At 45.5% G+C, this 17,852-nt stretch carries 19 protein-coding genes, 1 tRNA gene and 1 pseudogene; 12 read left to right on the top strand and 9 right to left on the bottom strand.

Annotation, left to right across the window (positions count from 1 at the left end; all coding sequences use genetic code 11):
* The first annotated feature begins 50 nt into the window (after positions 1–50).
* On the top strand, positions 51–332 hold the full coding sequence (locus ACYZ97_RS10960; protein WP_473298834.1) for a hypothetical protein: 282 nt from the start codon (positions 51–53) through the stop codon (positions 330–332).
* 15 nt (positions 333–347) lie between these two features.
* Here ACYZ97_RS10960 and ACYZ97_RS10955 read toward each other — a convergent pair whose 3' ends face one another.
* The 3 genes from ACYZ97_RS10955 to nspC form a co-directional block, all read right to left on the bottom strand.
* Complete coding sequence (locus tag ACYZ97_RS10955) at positions 348–431, bottom strand: hypothetical protein (RefSeq protein ID WP_473300696.1); 84 nt, start codon at positions 429–431, stop codon at positions 348–350.
* Between the two features lie 345 nt (positions 432–776).
* Positions 777–2,015, bottom strand: a complete 1,239-nt coding sequence (locus ACYZ97_RS10950; protein WP_473298832.1) for a saccharopine dehydrogenase family protein — start codon at positions 2,013–2,015, stop codon at positions 777–779.
* Positions 2,016–2,073: 58 nt separating this feature from the next.
* Positions 2,074–3,171 carry a carboxynorspermidine decarboxylase gene (gene nspC / locus ACYZ97_RS10945; RefSeq protein WP_473298830.1) on the bottom strand — a complete coding sequence of 366 codons (1,098 nt, stop codon included), beginning with the start codon at positions 3,169–3,171 and terminating at the stop codon, positions 2,074–2,076.
* Between the two features lie 235 nt (positions 3,172–3,406).
* Between nspC and ACYZ97_RS10940 the strand changes: the two genes are divergently transcribed.
* The 7 genes from ACYZ97_RS10940 (at position 3,407) to mnhG (ending at position 10,104) form a co-directional block, all read left to right on the top strand.
* Positions 3,407–3,859, top strand: coding sequence for a BA14K family protein (locus ACYZ97_RS10940; RefSeq protein WP_473298829.1), 453 nt, complete (start codon positions 3,407–3,409; stop codon positions 3,857–3,859).
* A 160-nt stretch (positions 3,860–4,019) separates the two neighbouring features.
* The gene (locus ACYZ97_RS10935) at positions 4,020–6,935 is read left to right on the top strand and encodes a monovalent cation/H+ antiporter subunit A (RefSeq protein WP_473298828.1); all 2,916 of its coding nucleotides are present in this window, start codon (positions 4,020–4,022) and stop codon (positions 6,933–6,935) included.
* Complete coding sequence (locus ACYZ97_RS10930) at positions 6,935–7,276, top strand: Na+/H+ antiporter subunit C (protein WP_473298826.1); 342 nt, start codon at positions 6,935–6,937, stop codon at positions 7,274–7,276. The genes ACYZ97_RS10935 and ACYZ97_RS10930 overlap by 1 nt, the downstream gene beginning before the upstream one ends.
* Positions 7,277–7,278: 2 nt before the next feature.
* Complete coding sequence (locus tag ACYZ97_RS10925; protein WP_473300695.1) at positions 7,279–8,922, top strand: monovalent cation/H+ antiporter subunit D; 1,644 nt, start codon at positions 7,279–7,281, stop codon at positions 8,920–8,922.
* Entirely contained in the window at positions 8,919–9,404 is a 486-nt protein-coding gene (locus ACYZ97_RS10920; RefSeq protein WP_473298824.1) for a Na+/H+ antiporter subunit E, read from the top strand. The genes ACYZ97_RS10925 and ACYZ97_RS10920 overlap by 4 nt, the downstream gene beginning before the upstream one ends.
* Positions 9,401–9,682: a K+/H+ antiporter subunit F gene (locus tag ACYZ97_RS10915; protein WP_473298822.1), complete on the top strand. Its 282-nt coding sequence runs from the start codon at positions 9,401–9,403 to the stop codon at positions 9,680–9,682. The genes ACYZ97_RS10920 and ACYZ97_RS10915 overlap by 4 nt, the downstream gene beginning before the upstream one ends.
* On the top strand, positions 9,679–10,104 hold the full coding sequence (gene mnhG, locus ACYZ97_RS10910; protein WP_473298820.1) for a monovalent cation/H(+) antiporter subunit G: 426 nt from the start codon (positions 9,679–9,681) through the stop codon (positions 10,102–10,104). Before ACYZ97_RS10915 ends, mnhG begins: the two co-directional genes overlap by 4 nt.
* 9 nt (positions 10,105–10,113) lie before the next feature.
* Here the strand turns inward: mnhG and ACYZ97_RS10905 are convergent, their stop codons facing one another.
* The 5 genes from ACYZ97_RS10905 to ACYZ97_RS10885 all read right to left on the bottom strand — a co-directional run bounded on the left by ACYZ97_RS10905 (position 10,114) and on the right by ACYZ97_RS10885 (position 13,373).
* Positions 10,114–11,016 carry an ROK family protein gene (locus tag ACYZ97_RS10905; protein WP_473298819.1) on the bottom strand — a complete coding sequence of 301 codons (903 nt, stop codon included), beginning with the start codon at positions 11,014–11,016 and terminating at the stop codon, positions 10,114–10,116.
* A 30-nt stretch (positions 11,017–11,046) separates the two neighbouring features.
* Positions 11,047–11,123: transfer RNA gene (locus ACYZ97_RS10900), tRNA-Arg, on the bottom strand.
* 146 nt (positions 11,124–11,269) lie between these two features.
* Positions 11,270–11,512: a hypothetical protein gene (locus tag ACYZ97_RS10895; RefSeq protein WP_473298818.1), complete on the bottom strand. Its 243-nt coding sequence runs from the start codon at positions 11,510–11,512 to the stop codon at positions 11,270–11,272.
* Between the two features lie 110 nt (positions 11,513–11,622).
* Positions 11,623–12,735 carry a 3-dehydroquinate synthase gene (aroB, locus tag ACYZ97_RS10890; RefSeq protein ID WP_473298816.1) on the bottom strand — a complete coding sequence of 371 codons (1,113 nt, stop codon included), beginning with the start codon at positions 12,733–12,735 and terminating at the stop codon, positions 11,623–11,625.
* Positions 12,732–13,373 carry a shikimate kinase gene (locus tag ACYZ97_RS10885; protein WP_473298814.1) on the bottom strand — a complete coding sequence of 214 codons (642 nt, stop codon included), beginning with the start codon at positions 13,371–13,373 and terminating at the stop codon, positions 12,732–12,734. Before ACYZ97_RS10885 ends, aroB begins: the two co-directional genes overlap by 4 nt.
* A gap of 105 nt (positions 13,374–13,478) precedes the next feature.
* Between ACYZ97_RS10885 and ACYZ97_RS10880 the strand changes: the two genes are divergently transcribed.
* The 4 genes and pseudogenes from ACYZ97_RS10880 to ACYZ97_RS10865 form a co-directional block, all read left to right on the top strand.
* On the top strand, positions 13,479–13,706 hold the full coding sequence (locus ACYZ97_RS10880) for a hypothetical protein (protein WP_473298812.1): 228 nt from the start codon (positions 13,479–13,481) through the stop codon (positions 13,704–13,706).
* Between the two features lie 26 nt (positions 13,707–13,732).
* Positions 13,733–14,620, top strand: coding sequence for a site-specific tyrosine recombinase XerD (locus tag ACYZ97_RS10875; RefSeq protein WP_473300694.1), 888 nt, complete (start codon positions 13,733–13,735; stop codon positions 14,618–14,620).
* A gap of 89 nt (positions 14,621–14,709) precedes the next feature.
* Positions 14,710–15,666, top strand: a complete 957-nt coding sequence (locus ACYZ97_RS10870) for an acetyl-CoA carboxylase carboxyltransferase subunit alpha (RefSeq protein WP_473298810.1) — start codon at positions 14,710–14,712, stop codon at positions 15,664–15,666.
* A gap of 226 nt (positions 15,667–15,892) precedes the next feature.
* Positions 15,893–16,507: pseudogene (locus ACYZ97_RS10865) on the top strand (L,D-transpeptidase family protein); the annotation flags it as partial.
* Positions 16,508–16,734: 227 nt separating this feature from the next.
* Here the strand turns inward: ACYZ97_RS10865 and ACYZ97_RS10860 are convergent.
* On the bottom strand, positions 16,735–17,808 hold the full coding sequence (locus ACYZ97_RS10860; RefSeq protein WP_473298808.1) for a tartrate dehydrogenase: 1,074 nt from the start codon (positions 17,806–17,808) through the stop codon (positions 16,735–16,737).
* Between the last annotated feature and the right edge of the window lie 44 nt (positions 17,809–17,852).

Here is a 17,852-nt window from a genome sequence, read left to right as displayed (position 1 = left end):
CTTTCTAACGGCAGGTAATAAATCGCCGCAAAATGCAAAGGAGAAGCATTATGGAATTTCTGGTCCCTCTTGTTACACAAATTGTTTCTGGTGTCGTTGGTGGTAATGTTGCCGGTTCATTAAAGAAAATCGACCTTGGCAGCATAGGTAATTCAATTATCGGTGGTATTGGCGGCTTGACGATCGGCCAGCTTATCAATCTATTGACAAGTGGTGGTGGTGCATCTTTGACAACAGGCTTGCTTGAGCAAGTTATGGCAGGTGGCGGCGGCGGTCTTGCGTTGACAGCTCTTATTGGTCTTGCGCGTAACTTGATTGCTAAAAAAGCTTGATTATAAATGGGTGCCTTATGGCACCCGTATTATTTGATATCCCATTTGGCATAGGCGTTCAATAATGCCTTTTGGACCGGGCAGATGGGCCGCGCCCACAGCAATAAAGTTTCAATCAATGGTTGGGCCGTTCGGCCATACGAGCATTGCGGACTGGTTTTTTAGAATTTTTGACCACTAAATAGAGTGCACTCGAACTCAGCAAAATCGGTAACTTTGAACACCCATGGTGTGATTTGTGATATAAGGGTAAAGGCTGAATCAAGGTTATTGGCATTAAAATATTTTTTTATATCTGGTTTTGGCAATATCTTGTTGTTCTGGTTCTGGTATCTCTCGTAGAGATTGTGTGTGATACAGTATCCATTGCGGGTTTCTTTTTTCTGACGAGCTTCTGTAATACCCGTCAGAAAAAAGAAGACCATAAAGACCGTGATGATAAAATTAGAACTCAAGCATTTTATCCTTGCCGTCTTCGCGAATACAGCTCGTAAGTCCCATTTTATCAAGCAGGCCAAGGAAAGGCTTTGGTGGTAGTTCTTCAATATTCGCCATGGTTTTGACATCCCATTTTCCATTGGCGACAAGTAAGGCGGCTGCGACTGCCGGTACACCCGCCGTATAGGAAATACCTTGTGCGCCGGTTTCGGCATAGGCCTCTTCATGGTCGGCAATATTATAGATAAAAATTTCACGCGCTTTACCGTTTTTCTCTCCTTTGATCAGGTCACCGATGCATGTTTTGCCTTTATAATCGGGTGCCAGTGAAGAGGGGTCTGGTAATACGGCCTTGACGACTTTCAGCGGTACAATTGATTGTCCTTCAGCAGTTTTTACCGGTTGTTCTGATAAAAGACCGAGATTTTTTAAAACGGTAAAGACATTAATATAACGTTCGCCGAAGCCCATCCAGAAACGTATATTCGGTACATCAAGATTTTTCGACATGGAATGGATTTCATCATGACCGGTCATATAGGCGACCCGTTTGCCGACGATCGGCAAATCATACTCTTTGCCAATCTCGAACATTTTGTTGCTGGTCCATTTATTATTCTGCCATGACCAGACCTGTCCGGTAAATTCACGGAAATTAATTTCAGGATCAAAATTGGTAGCAAACCAGCGGCCGTGATCACCCGCATTGATGTCGATAATATCAATTTCGTTCATTTTATCGAAATAGTCATCGCGGGCAAGGGCGGCATAGGCATTGACAACACCGGGGTCAAAGCCGGCACCAAGAATTGCGGTGACGCCGGCTTCTTCGCATTCTTCACGGCGGGGCCATTCATAATTGCCGTACCATGGTGGCGTTTCGCAAATTTTGAGTGGATCTTCATGGATTGCCGTATCGATATAGGCCGCGCCTGTTTCAATACAGGCCGATAAAACCGACATATTGAGAAAGGCCGAACCGACATTGATGACGATTTGGATATTATGCTTGCGAATGAGATCGGCCGTTGCCTTGATATTCATCGCGTCTAGATGATGGGTACCAAAAGGCCCCTTGACCTTCATAGCATTTTTTTCTTTGACCGAAGCAACAATGGCTTCACATTTATGCAGTGTTCGGGAAGCGATATGGAGAGAACCGAGAATATCATTATGTTGGGCACATTTGTGGGCTACAACCTGCGCAACACCGCCTGCACCAATAATCAGGATATTCTTTTTCATTCCCGGTTTGTCTCCTTATCATACTGTTTCATTGCATGGTGTCTTAATTGAGTGACACTCAGGATAGGCTTTCCATATAGTCTTTATAACCGAAATCACGCTGAATACGAGTCTCTCCATTTAATTCTTTAATAGCAATAGCTGGCATTTTGACACCGTTGAACCAGTTTTTTTTGACCATTGTATAGCCAGCCGCGTCTTGAATGGATAATCGATCGCCGATTTTTAACGGTTGTGGAAAACGGAATGTACCGAAAATATCGCCGGCTAGACAGGATTTTCCGCAAATCATGATTTCATGCTCGCCTTCATTTGGTAGAATTTTTGCTGTTTCGCGATAGATCAGCAAATCAAGCATATGTGCTTCAATCGAACTATCAACAATGGCAAGGTTTTTGCCATTATGCAGTGTATCTAGTACGGTGACTTCCAGCGTTGTGCTTTTGGTGATCGAGGCTTCTCCGGGTTCAAGATAGACCTGTACTCCATATGTATCGGAAAAACGTTTTAATCGGTCTGCCAGTTTTTGTAACGGGTAGTCATCGCCGGTGAAATGGATACCACCACCGAGACTGATCCAGTCAACATGTTTGAAGAGTGAGCCGAAATTTTCTTCTATATTTGCAAGCATGGCATTAAAACGGTCAAAGTCGCTATTTTCGCAATTATTATGGATCATGAAGCCGCTGATTTTATCCAGTATTGCTTCGATTTTTTCTTTGTCATGCTCGCCGAGCCGTGAATAGGGCCGTGCCGGATCGGCTAGATCAAAACTTGAAGAACTGATCCCGGGATTAAGTCGAAGGCCCCGGATAATATTTTTTGTCGTATTGTCAAAACGGGTAAGCTGGTTGAATGAATTGAAGATCATCTTGTCGGCATATTGGACAGCTTCTTCCATATCGTCATCGCTCCAGGCAACCGAATAGGCATGGGTTTCATGACCGAAATTTTCTTTGCCTAGCCGTAATTCATAAAGTGATGATGATGTCGTGCCGTCCATATAGTCGGCCATGAAATTGAAAACGCCCCATGTAGCGAAACATTTCAATGCTAGCAGCGCCTTGGCACCCGATTGATGGCGTAGGGTGGCAATTTTCTCCATATTTTTTAAAAGCAAAGATTTATCAATAAGGTAATATGGGGTTTTGAGCATAATATTATCCTGCAATCGGTAGGCTGTTGTTGTGCCAGAAAAGAATATATAGAAAAGGTTGTCCTTAAGGGCAAATTTGTTTTGAGGCCTTGACGGAAAAAAAGCGGCTCTCCATATCTATTTCGGTTCGTATGTGGTTATTTAAGAATAACATGAATTTTTATCGACAATCTTATGAAACGTGTCATGTTAAAGTCTTGTGAAGCGGTTAACCGGTGAAGGAATGACAAACGGAATGAAATCTTTTCTTTTACGTATGGTTATTGGTGGTTCTGGTCTGATGGGTTGCTGTATGATGCCGCTTTATGCTGCTGATAATATAGGGCATAGTCCTGCTTTGATGATGGCGCAGGCTGATATCGGCTTTGGTGAAAATATGAACCGGCAGGGCGAACTTAATGGTTATAAGGGTTATCGTCATCATCGTCCGGGTTATAAAAAGGCCAAGGATGGCTGGTGGTATCCGCAAGCTGCCTTTGATCCTGATGCTGCTCAAAAGGCGGTCAATATAAAAAAGGCAAAAACTGTCAAAACGCCAAAAGAGATCAAGCCGGAGTGGTCACAGGCCCATATTGATAGCTGTCGGTCACGTTATAAATCTTATAACAGTACTGATAACAGCTATCAGCCTTTTGAGGGTGCGCGCCAGCAATGCTATTCGCGTTATTTCAAGCCGTCTAATCGATAATTTTATATAAAATAGCAATAAAAACATTTTTTTGCCTATTTCATCTTTATTAAGTTTTTGAAAGGGCTTGTTCATTATATTGTTGTTCGTCCATTATGAAAAATCATGTCGCTATAAGCGGTATGGTGTGCTGGTATTTGTGTGACGAGATGAGAGGGATATGACATCACAAGGAGCTATGTTGATCCTCTTGATCGTACTACCTTTTATAGGGAGTGCGATTATCGGCTTTTTTCGCTCAACAGCTAAAAATAATGAAGCATGGTTTGCTGGTTCGATAGCTCTTTTCGGCTTACTCTTTACGGTTATGTTATTCCCCAACATCAGTGCCAATGGCAAACTTGTCATGGATATTGCATGGTTGCCGCAATGGGGATTGAATTTTACTTTGCGTATGGATGGGCTGTCATGGCTTTTTGCTTTGCTGATTACAGGCATTGGCTTATTGGTTGTGGTTTATGCCCGTTATTATATGGATCCAGCTGATCCGGTACCACGGTTCTTTTCATTTTTTCTGGCCTTTATGGGATCCATGTTGGGGGTTGTTCTATCCGGCAATCTCGTGCTGATGGTTATCTTCTGGGAATTGACCAGTATTTTTTCATTTTTATTGATTGGTTATTGGTACCACAATGCTTCTGGCCGCGATGGTGCCCGTATGGCATTGACAGTGACAGGTTTTGGTGGCTTTGCGCTGCTTGTCGGGGTGATATTGATTGGTCATATCGTTGGCAGTTACGACCTTGATGTTGTCCTGAAATCTGGCCATCTTATCAAAACCAGCCCGCTTTATCTGCCGGCCCTTTGTTGTATTCTTCTTGGTGCCTTGACTAAAAGTGCGCAGTTTCCGTTTCATTTTTGGTTGCCCAATGCCATGGCCGCACCGACGCCGGTTTCCGCCTATCTCCATTCGGCGACCATGGTGAAGGCGGGTGTTTTTTTAATGGTGCGTCTCTGGCCGGTACTGGCCGGTACAGAAGCATGGTTTTATATTGTCGGTTTTGCCGGTCTTATAACTATGTTGTTGGGTGCCTATTTTGCGATGTTCCAACAAGACCTAAAAGGTCTATTGGCCTATTCGACAATTAGCCATCTTGGTCTGATTACAACATTGCTCAGTCTTGGTAGTCCGCTTGCTTGTGTTGCAGCAATTTTCCATATGGCCAATCATGCAACTTTCAAAGCTTCGCTTTTTATGGCGGCAGGTATTATCGATCATGAAACCGGTACCCGTGATATGCGCAAGCTTTCAGGACTTTTTCGTACTATGCCGTTTACCGGTACATTGGCATTAGTCGCCAGTGCCGCTATGGCAGGTGTGCCGTTGCTCAATGGTTTTCTTTCCAAGGAGATGTTTTTTGCCGAGGCAATCGAAACTCATATGGAATCATGGCTTGATTGGGCAACGCCCTATATCGCAACATTGGCAAGTCTTTTCAGTGTGACTTATTCCGTTCGTTTCATTCATGGTGTTTTCTTTGGATCCAAGCCTCAGGACCTTCCTAAAACGCCTCATGAGCCGCCGCATTTTATGCGGTTGCCAATAGAATTTCTTGTATTTTTATGCCTTCTTATTGGTATTTTCCCGACGTGGAGCGTTGGTCTTATTCTCCATAATGCGGTTGTTGCGGTTTTGGGAACGGCACCCCATTATAGCCTTGCCATTTGGCATGGATGGGATGAATCGGCGCGGCCCATGTTGATGAGTTTGATTGCGTTGGTTGGCGGCATTCTACTTTATATGATTGCACGTAAATATTTTAAATCCTGTGATGAAGGCCCGCCTTTCTTCCGTCATCTAAAAGGACAGCGTATTTTCGAACGTGTATTGGTTACCATCTCATGGAAATGGGCGCGTTGGGCTGAAAGTGTTCTGAGTACCCGCCGTTTGCAGGTCCAGATACGTTGGGTTATTCTTGCTGTGATTCTTGTTGTTGCTATTGTTGCATTTTATGCACCAATCGGTGTTGGTCCGTTGCCGCTTTTCCCGCTTGATCTACCTTTCCTCTTTATTTGGGTAATTGGTTGCTTATGTGCGATTACAGTTGCATGGCAGGCCAAGTTCCACCGTCTGGCTTCACTTGTCCTGCTTGGTGGTGCCGGTCTTATGACATGTGCTACGTTTTTATGGCTTTCCGCACCTGATTTGGCGGTTACACAATTGGTCGTCGAAGTAATGACAACCGTGCTGTTGCTGTTGGGATTGCGTTGGTTACCAAAGCGTTGGGAAAATCCGGATCCGATGCCGGCAACTATTTCTGCTAAATTTCGGCGCGGTCGCGATCTCTTGCTCGCGCTGGTTGGCGGCGGTGGCTTGGCCTGGCTTTCCTATTGTATTATGACACGCCAGCAGGGGGTAACCATTGCGGATTACTTCTTGACCCATTCCTATTCGGATGCAGGTGGGCGTAATGTTGTCAATGTGTTGCTTGTTGACTTTCGTGGTTTTGATACGATGGGTGAAATAACAGTGCTTGGCATTGTGGCCTTGACGGTTTATGCATTGTTGCGTCGTTTCAGACCGGCAGCAGAAAGTATCGCACCGCCGGAACAACAACGCATACAAACGGCATTTGACGAGGCTCAGCCGGATCGTGAAGTTGGTGATACACTTTCAGATTATCTGATTATTCCAAAAGTTATTATGCATTGGCTTTTTCCGTCGATCATTGCTTTTGCTGTCTATCTTTTTATGCGTGGTCATGACTATCCTGGTGGTGGATTTGCTGGTGGTGTGACATTGGCAATTGGCTTTATCTTACAATATTTGGCGTCTGGTACACGTTGGGTTGAAAGCCATTTGACAGTGCTGCCGCTGCGCTGGATAGGCTTTGGTCTGTTGATTGCTTTGGTAACCGGTGCCAGTTCATGGATATTCGGTTATCCGTTTCTTACGTCCTTTTTTCAATATATGTCTGTGCCATTGATCGGCAAAGTACCGACAGCATCGGCTCTCTTGTTTGATCTTGGCGTATTTTCCCTCGTTGTTGGTGCAACGGTTTTGATGCTGATCGCGATTGCTCACCAGTCAATCCGCCGTTATCGCATTGATAAAAGTAAAGAGGAGCCGAATTGATGGAAGCTGTATTGGCAATCAGTATTGGTATTTTGGCGGCTTCCGGTATTTGGCTCGTGCTACGCCCACGTACATTCCAGGTTATCATCGGCCTATCGTTGATTTCTTATGCGGTTAATCTGTTTATTTTTTCGATGAGTCGTCCGCGTACCAATGCTGCTCCGATCGTCGATCCTTCGGGGCCAATTAATCCAGGTAATTATGCCGATCCTTTGCCACAGGCCCTGGTTTTGACAGCTATTGTTATTGGTTTTGCCACGACGGCGCTATTTCTCGTTATTATGCTTGTTTCGCGCGGCATTAACGGCTCTGACCATGTTGACGGGAGAGAACCGAACTGATGCTGGGGATGACGCTGCAACATTTAATTATTGTACCGATTTTATTGCCTTTGGCTGTTGGTGCAGCTTTGCTGTTCATTGATGAGCGTAATCGGCGTATCAAGTCGATTGCTGGTATTGGTTCGGCTGTTCTATTGCTATTGGTATCCATATTTTTGCTTGCGCGTGCTTATGAAGTTTTCCCTTCAAGTGATGTCTATCGGTTGGGTAATTGGCCGGCTCCTTTTGGCATTGTTTTGGTTTTGGATCAGCTTTCAGCGATCATGGTGTTTTTGAGTTCTGTACTGGCATTGGCAGCGCTTATTTTTGCGCAGGCTCATTGGCATAAGGCCGGACCACATTTTCAGTCTTTTATGCAGTTTATTCTGGTCGGTGTTAACGGGGCTTTTCTGACGGGGGATATTTTTAATCTTTTTGTTTTTTTTGAAGTGATGTTGACAGCTTCATACGCCTTGGCATTACATGGAAGTGGGCAGGCGCGAGTCCGTGCGGGGTTGCATTATGTTGTGATCAACCTGATTGCCTCTTCATTTTTTTTGATTGGTGCAGCAATAATCTATGGTGTAGCGGGTACGCTTAATATGGCTGATTTGGCTGCGCAAATTGCCAAGATACCGCGTGAAAATATGATTGTACTGGAAGCCGGTATTGCAATATTGGGTATTGCATTTTTGGTTAAGGCCGGCATGTGGCCGCTCAATTTTTGGCTTACACCAACATATAGTTCGGCTGTTGCGCCGGTTGCAGCCATGTTTGCTATTTTGAGTAAAGTCGGTATTTATGTTCTTTTACGGTTCTCTATGTTGCTATCCTATAGTGATAGCGGGGTATTGAGTTTTTTTGCCAACCAGTTTTTGTTCTATGGTGGTTTGGCTACTTTGATTTTCGCTTTTATCGGCGTTCTTGCTAGTCAGGCTTTGGGTCGTTTGGCCGCCTATTGTGTGTTGGTTTCTTCTGGTACGGTCTTAGCTGCAATTGGTACCGGCAATGCTTCACTGACAGCAGGTGTTTTATTCTATATTTTATCATCTACATTGGCTTTGGCAGCTTTTTTTCTGCTGATCGAACTTGTCGAGCGTAGTCAGGATACGGCGGCCAATGTTTTGGCTGTAACAATGGAAGTCTATGGTGATGATGAGGAAGAGGAAGAAGACGAGGTTGGAACTTATATTCCGGCAACGCTTGCAATATTGGGAGCGTGTTTTGGTATATGCGCCATTCTTATTATCGGAATGCCGCCTTTTTCCGGCTTCATTGCCAAAGTCATGATGATTACCGGTGTGTTTAATCCTGAAGGTTTGCAAGCTGATGGTTATGTGCCTTCAATACGCGACTGGATTTTTATGACCTTTATCATTCTTTCCGGTTTTGCTTCGTTAATTGCGATGACCCGTACAGGTATCCGTACATTCTGGGCATCAATCGAAAACAAGGTGCCTCGGGTACAATTGATTGAATTTGCTCCGATTGCCGGTCTATTAAGTCTTTGTTTGTTGCTGACAATTTTGGCCGGACCGATTGCCGGTTATATGGATAATACGGCTCAGGTGCTGCATAAACCACAATATTATATCAACGCTGTTTTCGAGAAAAATAGTGGTATGCCTGTGAAGGCCTCTCCGCAGCAAGGAAGGATTGGGAAATGAGGAAACTGTTTCCCTATCCTTTGTTATCGGCATCAATTGTATTGATGTGGCTGGTTTTGAGCGGTTTTACCTTGGGGCAATTTCTTATTGGTGCATTGGTGGCGTTTGTTGGCGGCCAAATCATGACATTGCTTGCGCCGGAAAAAGTGGTTGTGAAAAATTGGGCCTCGATCATTTTATTGTTTCTGCGTATTCTGGTCGATATTACAACATCCAATTTGGCGGTTGCTAAAATCATTCTTTTTGGCAGACGTGGTAAGGGTAAGCCCGGTTTTATAATCATTTCATTGGATTTGAAAAATCATACAGGTCTTGCCGTGCTTGCTTGCGTGTTAACGGCAACGCCGGGGACGGCATGGGTTTCTTATAATAGCAAGAATAGCGAACTTCTTTTGCATGTTCTGGATCTTGAAGATGAAGCCTATTGGCAAAATCTGATTAAAACTCGTTATGAAGCATTGTTGCTGGAGGCCTTTGAATGAGTATTGCCATTCTTTTTCTAGGAATTTCTTTTGCGCAAATTTTGCTTTGTCTGGCAATGTTTTGTGCGTTCTGGCGGTTGGCCCGCGGGCCACGGGCCCAAGACCGTATTGTCGGGCTGGATGCGCTTTATGCCTCGACCATGATGTTATTTTTAACATTCAGTATGCGGTCGGGTACAACTGTTTATTTTGAGGCGGCGCTTGTTATCGGCATGTTGGGTTTTGTTTCAAGCGTGGCACTGGCAAAATTTCTGATGCGTGGCGAGGTGATTGAATGAATGAGGATATTCCGCTTTGGCTCGCTATTATCATTGTCTTTTTTCTGCTTTGGGGTGCTGGCCTGACGTTGATCGGTGCAATCGGTCTGGTTAGGGTGAAGACCTTTTATGAGCGTTTGCATATGCCTACGCTTGGGACAAGTTGGGGTATCGGCGGTATTATTATCGCTTCAATGATCTATTCATCGCTTATCGAACATCGTTTGGTTTTACATGAGTTGCTGCTGACGATTTTTCTAGTTGTGACAACACCCGTGACATTGATGTTGCTTTCACGTGCGGCCATTCATCGTGATCAGAGTGAGGATTGGCGCAGAATTTCGCGTGAGAAATTACCGAACCGTCCTGAAGATATTTCGATTGAGACGGCTACAATAGAGAAGGTCGTGGTTAAAAAAAGTCGGGCTAAGACAAAAAAATAGCAATTTCCATCAGGTCATTATATTTTCAAATCCGCGATAGGATGCACCGATCAGACCGGCATTTTCGCGATAAAAGCTCTGTACCAATAATGGTTTTTTGAGCGGTGCCAATAAGCGTTTTCGCATGGCTTCATCCAATGCAGCGATCAGTTTTGAAACATTGGAAAGACCTCCGCCGACGGGCACATAATCGGCGCCTATGGTATTGATAACCATAGCCAAAGGGCCAGCAAGAAGATTGATATAATGCTTGATAGTTGTGCAGGCTGCCTGATTTTGTTGTTGCCATTGCATGATAATATCATGGCTTGAAAGTTCATGATGGTGGAGAGCCAGATGGATACGTTCCAATCCACGTGCGCCGCCAATTGTATCGATACAGCCAATTTGTCCGCAGCCGCAGGCAAAGGCAGGAATTTCGGTTTTGCTATCGCTATGCAAGATCGGACCATGGCCCCATTCGCCGGTATAGCCGTTTTTGCCTTGTATCAGTTTTCCATTAATGACCAGACCGCCACCCACGCCACTGCCTAAAATAATGCCGAATATGGTAGAGAATCCTTTTGTCCGGCGGGCTTCAGCCAATGTAAAGCAATCGGCATCATTAGTAATGATGAGTGGTTGGTTTATTCTTTCTGCCAATTCATTTGGGTGGCGACCATTGAGGCAGGCAATATTGGCGCATCGCATTATATTGTTTTGGGTATCGATAATGCCGGCCAGAGACAATGAAAGCGGTATTTTAGGATTGCCGCTATGGATGGCTATTAACTCTTGTAATGTCTGGCAAAAAACATCGAAATTATCAAAAGGGGTCGGGCGGATAGCAATGTCGCCTATTTCCCCCGGTTCCGGTGATGTCGCAAACTTTATGAAAGATCCACCAATATCAGCACAATATATCAAGCTCAATTCTCCGCTTTATGTTGTCTAAGCGATTGGTGGTGTCCACGACAGGAATCGAACCTGTGACCTCAGGATTAGGAATCCTGCGCTCTATCCTACTGAGCTACGTGGACATGTAAAAGATTTATCTTTTGTATCCATAAAGAATATGACACGGGCGATCAATCTTTAGCTTTATATTTTTAAGGCGTGTAACAAAATAAAAGACCTGTACCGTCATGCGATACAGGTCTTTTTTATAACGTTAGAGATGAAGAAATTATTTCACCTTGACGCCGACACCAACGCCACCTTTTTTGGTTTTGACGGACGCGCCGTCGCTGCCAACACTGGCGCTGCCTTTATTGGTTTTTACACCGACGGAGCCGCCTTTTTTATTATCAGCTTTGACGCCACCGGCTTTGACGGAAACACCGCCTTTACTATCTACGCCAACGCTGGCGGCAAAAGCGGAAGAAGCAAAAAGGCCGGAGATAACAAATGCTGCAAGAAGTTTTTTCATGGATATGATCCTTTTGATTGAATGGATGCCTCGATTCATAGAAAGAATTCGGAGTTTTGCCTATAAGAATTTTGAAGTTTATCTTCAAAAGATCGTCATCATAGATATGGTTATACAGAAAGCTTGATAGCTAAAAACTTTTTAACTTCTTCATGTGGTACATCTTTTGCAATAAAAGATTTGCCGATGTCGTGAGCGAGAATAAAGGTCAGTGCACCACGTGAGACCTTTTTATCTTGCACGATATATTCCATTAGCTTTTTGGCATCCGGCAGACCGCCGGGTACATCCTGTAATCGTGTTGGAAGACCGACAGCCTTTAAATGGCCGCTGACACGGTGGGCCGCATCAGGGCTTGCCAGATTCATGTGGGCTGAAAATTCATAGGCAAGCACCATGCCGATACTGACAGCTTCACCATGAACAAGACGAGCAGAATCATAGCCGGTTGCTGTTTCCAGTGCATGGCCGAATGTATGGCCGAGGTTAAGCAAAGCGCGTTCGCCGCCTTCGCGTTCATCGCGGGCGACAACATCGGCTTTTGATTGACAGGAGCGCGCAATGGCTTCAACACGACTGTCACCGCCGGTAAAAATTTGCTGCCAGTTCTTTTCAAGCCAGGTGAAAAAATCCGGTTGGTTGATCAGGCCGTATTTGGCAACCTCTGCATAGCCGGCACGAAATTCACGTGCGGATAAAGTATTCAGGACAGCAGTATCGGCAATAACCAGACGAGGTTGATAGAATAGGCCGACCAGATTTTTACCATGACGGGTATTGATACCGGTTTTACCGCCGACAGAAGAATCGACTTGTGCCAGAAGAGATGTTGGTATTTGAATGAAATTCATGCCACGGCGTACAATACCGGCAGCAAAGCCGGTTAGATCGCCGATAACACCGCCCCCTAGTGCTATTACAGCATCGCCGCGCTCAAGTCGTGCATCAAGGATGGCTTCGACAACATTTTGTAGTACCGGAAAAGATTTTGATTTCTCGCCTGGTTCGACAATGATGGGGACAACATCGATATTGTGCTGTGCCAGACTTTGGGTAAGCGTTGCGAGATGGGTATGGGCAACATTTTTATCGCTGACAACAGCGATGCGCACCCCTTTCATCAAAGTTGTAATGGATTGGCCGGCATGTTGGATAATATTGTCGCCGATTAAAATATCATAGCTTCGTTCGGCAAGTTTCACATGGACGGTTCTGGTGTTCATTTACGTCTGGCCTTTTTGATAGCCGATGGTTTGATATCATCGGTATAGCGGTTGTTTTCATTGAGATAACGATCAATGTGGCGCACGACATCGCGGGCAATAACATCACGGCGTTTATCGTGGCTTTTAACATTAATATCGGCAAGGGCATAAATTGGATAGCGTTCATCGATCAGTTTTTGCAAGACGACTTTCGGGTCTTTATTATGCAAAAGCGGCCTTGTATTACGTCGCAGAACCCGGGCAACCAGTACATCAAGTTCGGCATTCAGCCAGACAGCAATGGCTTTTTGTCCGATGGTTGTGCGGGTTTCCTCGTTCATATAGGCACCGCCGCCGGTTGCAAGCACCATTGGCCCTTCTTGCATTAGTCGTACAATGACGCGACGCTCAAGATCACGGAACTCGCTTTCGCCATAACGCTCGAAAATTTCTGTAATGGTCATTTGAGCCGCTTTTTCAATTTCTATATCAGCATCGAAAAAGGGCATATCGAGAATGGTGGCAATGCGTTTGCCAATAGTTGACTTTCCAGCGCCCATGAGGCCGACAAGCGCCAATGATTGGCCGTTGAGGCCGCTACGGATACGATGGGCGGTTCTGGCGAGTGGCGCTGTTTTAAAATCGGTTTGCTTCATTATTCCGTTTCGACATTTATCTGGCTGCGAGTCAATAGCTGTTAATCTTTATCGGGCATGATATTGGATGAAAAATCGTAAAATTTGAAAACAGCTGTCTATAAAATGCCAACTTTGACCCGTCTTATTATCTTTATTGTTGTTCTTGTCTCTCTGATCTATGGAGCCATGGTTGGCCTTGTTGCATGGGTCAGGCCGGTAACAGCCGAATTGAGTATTGATATTCCTTCAACAGCGATTAAGCCGCGCGACTGGCCTTATCAGGATAATTCCAGTTCTAATCCGGCTGTGACTGCGCCGGTTGAAGATACAGATGAAACGGGTGCGCCTTGAATAGGTTGATTGATCAGTTTCTGGAAATGATGAGTGCCGAACGTGGTGCTTCAGCCAATACGCTTGAGGCTTATCAGCGCGACCTTGATTGGTTGGACGAAATGCTTCGTGCTCAGGGGACCAATTTGAATAAAGCCTCTCCGGCTCATCTTCAAAATGCTATGGCCGATATGGGGATTGAAGGTTTTGCGGCTACATCACAGGCGCGTCGCCTTTCAACAATCCGGCAATTCTATCAATTTCTTTATGCCGAAGGATTGCGCGATGATAATCCGACAATAAAGCTCGATGCTCCGAAAAAACATATGCCTTTGCCCAAAATTATGAGTGAAGCGCAGGTGACAATGCTTTTGGAACAGGCTGAACATGATTGGCGTGCGGCCCCTGCCGGATCACTCGAGGCTGTACGTACATTGCGTCTACATGTGATGCTTGAACTGCTTTATGCAACAGGTTTGCGGATTAGCGAGCTTGTTGGCTTGCCTGAAAAGGCAGCACGTCGTTCAGAACCTTTTTTGATGGTCAAGGGCAAAGGTTCGAAAGAGCGTCTGGTACCTTATTCGGCCAAAGCACGTATGGCGCTTGAGTATTGGCTTACCTGGCGTGACAAGTCAAAATATGCTGCTTCATCTTTTTTATTTCCAGCTAATGCAACAAGTGGCCATGTTGCGCGTCAGCTTGTCGGTCGGGATCTTAAAAGTCTGGCGCAGCGTGTTGGGCTGTCTGAGGACCAGATATCGCCGCATGTTTTGCGCCATGCCTTCGCTAGCCATCTTTTGCAGCATGGCGCGGATTTGCGCAGTGTACAGCAATTATTGGGCCACGCCGACATTGCGACAACGCAGATTTACACCCATGTTATGGATGAAAAGCTTTATCGCTTGGTAAATCAACATCATCCGCTTGCCGATTGAAGCGATCGGCTGTAAAGAGAACATGTCGTCATGAAAAAGACGGTTTTAAATAATACAACAGTACAAACTGTCAGAAAAAAGTTGGGCCAATGTATAATTATCTCGATTTTGAAAAGCCTGTCGCTGATTTGGAAGGTCAGATTTTTGAGTTGAAAAAGCTTGCCAAGGAAAAAGGCAGCGTTGATTCGACGGAAGAAATTCATCGCTTGGAAAAGCGTGCCGAGACAGCTTTACGTGATTTATACAAGAAACTGACGCCGTGGCAGAAGGCACAGGTTGCTCGCCATCCGGATCGTCCGCATTTTGTTGATTATGCGGCCCGTCTATTTACAGATATGACACCTTTGGCTGGTGACCGGAAATTTGGCAATGATGCAGCCATTGAAGCGGGATTTGCTCGTTTTAATGGTGAGTCGATTGCCTATATAGGTCAGGAAAAAGGCAATGATACCAAATCACGTCTGAAGCATAATTTTGGTTCTGCCCGCCCTGAAGGCTATCGTAAGGCAGTGCGTATTATGGAAATGGCCGAACGGTTCAAACTGCCATTGATTACTTTGGTGGATACGGCCGGAGCCTATCCCGGCGTAAGCGCGGAAGAACGCGGTCAGGCTGAAGCTATTGCCCGCTCCACAGCTGAAACACTCAATTTGCAAGTGCCTGTTGTTTCTGTTGTAATTGGCGAAGGTGGTTCGGGTGGTGCGATTGCTATTGCGGCCGCCAATCGTGTTTATATGCTTGAACATGCTATTTATTCGGTGATTTCACCTGAAGGTGCAGCTTCTATTTTGTGGCGTGATGCAACACGCGCCAAGGATGCGGCTTCCAATATGCGTATTACGGCGCAGGATCTTTATGAACTGAAGATTATTGATGGTATTATCCCTGAACCGCTAGGTGGTGCACACCGAGGTGCCGAGGCAACGATTGATGCCGCTGGCAATATTATTGATGCGGCCTTGAAAGGTCTTGTCGGTAAAAGCGGGGCCGATCTCAAGCGGGAACGTCGGGAAAAATATCTGCAGATTGGTCGCAATCTCAGTTGATTCGTTAATTCTCTTTTTACCATTGCGCCATCTTTTGGCTGGCGTTGCCTTTGTTAAGGCGAAAATCGACTATAATCATAGATAGGTGATGATAGTCGATGTCGTATGGCATCATATTTTGATGGGTGCATCCATGTTTGTCATGCGAATAATTCGCCTCGTTTTATCGTTGGCCATTACTTTGTTTGTGGTTTTGACCGCTATCAGCTTTGCTATGGCTGAGCCGATGAAGGATGCGTTGCCTCTTCCCGATAATCTGATTAAAAAAATGCAGCAGCTCAATGTTGATCCGGCAGCACCTATCTATATACGTGCTTTCAAGGAAGAGGGGGTTCTTGAAGTCTGGAAAGAAGATCGTAATGGTCGCTATCAGCGAATTGCTGTGTATGAAATCTGTAAATGGTCAGGCAAGTTGGGACCGAAATATCGTCAAGGTGATTTGCAGACGCCAGAGGGCTTTTATACGGTTGCTTATGGGCAGATGCATCCTAAATCCAATTATCATTTGGCTTTTAATATTGGTTTTCCAAATGCCTATGATCGGGCTAACGGGCGTGATGGATCCTATCTGATGGTCCATGGCAATTGTCTTTCTGTCGGGTGTTATGCCATGACCGATCGTGGCATTGAGCAGATTTATGCCTTTGCACGCGAAGCCTTTACAGGTGGACAAAAAGCTTTTTCTTTTCATGCCTTTCCGTTTCGGATGAGTGGTGAGAATATGGCGCGTTATGCCATGGATGCCAATATGCCGTTTTGGACAAAGCTTAAAATCGGTTATGATGTTTTTGAGATTACAAAGCAGCCGCCGCGTATTGAAACATGCGCGAAGGATTATGTTGTGGGATTGGCTGATAATCAGGAAAGCCGTAAGGCGTTTTGCCAGAAAGGCGATGATGGACTGATTGACACTTTGGACGTTCATTATAATCATCATTATATGATGGATTATGTCAGTGCATTAGCCAATCCGCCGGATCGGCCTTTGATGGCAACCAATGGATTTTTAAATCTTGCGCAATAATAAAAGATAAAAAAGCCGCCATACAGTATGGCGGCTTTTTTGTTTTAGGTATTGTCACCCGCAATGGCATCAAGCATGGTATTGGTTACTTGTTGGGTGGTTGCCGTTCCACCGACATCAGGCGTTATAATGCCTTTTGCCGTAACGGTTTCAACAGCTTTCATCAGGCGCTTGGCAGCATCCATTTCACCGAGATGCTCCAGCATCTGGGCGGCTGTCCAGAAAGAGGCAACCGGATTGGCAATGCCTTTACCGGTAATATCGAATGCAGAACCGTGGATCGGTTCAAACATTGACGGGAAACGGCGCTCGGGATCAATATTACCTGTCGGAGCAACGCCGAGGCTGCCGGCAAGAGCACCGGCAAGATCGGATAGAATATCGGCGTGCAGGTTGGTTGCTACGATGGTGTCAAGGCTTTCGGGATTGCGGGTCATGCGTACAGTCATCGCATCGACAAGCATTTTGTCCCAGGTGACATCGGGAAATTCTTTTGAGACTTCTTCGGCAATTTCATCCCACATGACCATGCCGAAACGTTGGGCGTTAGATTTCGTGACAACGGTCAAGAGTTTGCGGGGGCGCGATTGGGCCATACGAAAAGCGTAACGCATGATACGGGTGACGCCAACGCGGGTAAAAATTGAAACTTCTGTGCCAACCTCTTCAGGCAATCCTTTATGGGTACGTCCGCCATTGCCGGAATATTCGCCTTCGGAATTTTCACGTACAATAACCCAATCGAGATCACCGGGACCGCAATTGCGTAAGGTTGGTGTAATGCCGGGAAGGATTTTGGTTGGACGGACATTGGCATATTGATCAAAGCCTTGGCAAATTGGAAGGCGCAGCCCCCACAAGGTGATATGGTCGGGAATATCAGGAGCGCCGACCGCGCCAAAATAAATGGCATCATAAGGTTTGAGTTGCTCAAGACCGTTGGCCGGCATCATGACGCCATGCTTGCGATAATAGTCGGACCCCCAGTCAAACATATCGATTTGAAAGGAAAGGTCGCCGAGTTTTTTTTCCAAGGCCCTGAGAACTGTGATGCCGGCATCAATAACTTCGGGGCCGATGCCATCGGCAGGGATGGCAGCAATTTTATGTTGACGCATGATGAACTCCGTTATGCAGATAATTTAAATAAAGGTGAAATGAC

This window comes from Bartonella sp. bp_1 (assembly GCF_055808085.1).
Note: the sequence above shows the minus strand (reverse complement) of the source record. Positions and strands in the feature narration are given on the sequence as shown.